2 protein-coding genes are annotated in these 1,481 nt (G+C 74.2%); both read left to right on the forward strand.

Features of this window, described 5'->3' with window-relative positions:
- Positions 1-797, forward strand: a 797-nt coding sequence (locus tag FOE67_RS25520; RefSeq protein ID WP_228474288.1) for a tetratricopeptide repeat protein, incomplete at its 5' end; no start/stop codon positions are given.
- Between the two features lie 75 nt (positions 798-872).
- Positions 873-1,382, forward strand: a complete 510-nt coding sequence (locus FOE67_RS25525) for a hypothetical protein (RefSeq protein ID WP_182667181.1) — start codon at positions 873-875, stop codon at positions 1,380-1,382.
- Positions 1,383-1,481 lie beyond the last annotated feature (99 nt).

The following is a 1,481-nucleotide window of genomic DNA, read 5'->3' on the forward strand; positions in this document are numbered from 1 at the left end:
TCGGCGGACCGCCGACCCCTCCGACCCCCGAGCGGTACCCGGTCGCGCCACCGGGCGGGACGCCGGTGCCGCACCCCCCGGCAGGGCTCGCCGGGGACGCCTCCCTCGGCCGGATCCCGCTCGGGGAGCGGCCCCGGGACAACCGATGGGAGGAGGCCCGGGCCGTGCACGCCGCGCTGGCCGAGGAACGGGCCCGGACGCTGGGGGAGGAGCACCCCGACACCCTGGACAGCCTGCACCACGTCGCCTTCGCCCTCGGTCGGCTGGGGCGGTGGGAGGAGGCGTTGCGCGGCCACCGGGGCGTGGCCGCCGCCCGCGGCCGGACCCTCGGGCCCCGACACCCGGAGACACTCGCCTCCCGCTACGAGTGCGCCATCTGCCTGGGGCGCCTGGGGCGCCCGGCCGAGGCGCTGGAGGTGTACCGCAACCTCGTGGCGGATCGTGCCGTCGCGCTGGGGGCCGAACACCCCGCCACCCTTCGGGCCCGCCACGGACTGGGCGTCACCCTGGGACGATTGGGCCGGTGGGAGGAGGCGCTGTGCGAGGCCCGGAACGTCTGCGCCCTGCGTGCCGCCGTCCTCGGTCCCGACCACCCCGACACCCTGGTGAGCCGCCGGGAGATCGCCGTCGCCCTCGGTCGGCTGGGGCGCTGGGGTCCGGCGCTGGAGGAGTACGGGCGTGTGCGCCTGGGACGGGAACGTTCCCTGGGTCCCGATCACCCCGACACCCTGGCCGCGCTGGAGGACGAGGCGCGGTGCCGGGAACTGGCCGGTCCCGGGCTCCCCGGCCCGGTCTGACCGCCCTCCGCCACACTTCCCACCGGGCTCGGGCCGGACCGTCGGCGGGGACCGGACGCCGCGTACCATGGCGGCATGTCCTTTCTCCGCCGCCGCAGCGCCGCCACCCCGGCCGGACCGGACTTCGACGTTCTCGCCATGGATCCCGGCGACTGGCCCGGTGTGCTCGGTGCGGGACTGCTCCCCGCCGAGGACGGCACCTGCCAGGGGGTGATTCTGCGCTACGACCTCTTCGGGGGGCGCGGGCCGGCCATGGTCATCGGGAACCTCCCGCCGGGCTCGCCCGCCCGTGAGACGGAGGAGGACGAGGCCCCCTTCGAGGTCACCCAGCTGCTCCAGGCCCTGGAGATGGACGACGCCTCGGTGGACGCGGTCACCGTGACCGGTACCGAGGACGTCCCGGTCATGCACGACGGCAACCTGTTGATCGTGCGCCGCGTCACCTGTTCGGAGGACCGCGTGTCCTGCGTGCAGTTCGACCGCAGCGACGGGGTCCTGGTCACCATCGCCAGCTGGGACCGTCCCATCACCGAGGACCTGTACCGACTGCTCAAGCCGCTGCCCGCGGAACTGTTCCGTCGCTGACCGGCTCCGCGCCGCCCCGTCCCAGTCTCTTATACACATTTCCGAGCCCACGAGACTTGGAGCTATCTCGTATGCCGTGTTCCGCCTGAAACAAAACAC

The organism is Streptomyces calidiresistens (assembly GCF_014141525.1).
In the GTDB taxonomy this organism is placed as follows: domain Bacteria; phylum Actinomycetota; class Actinomycetes; order Streptomycetales; family Streptomycetaceae; genus Streptomyces; species Streptomyces calidiresistens.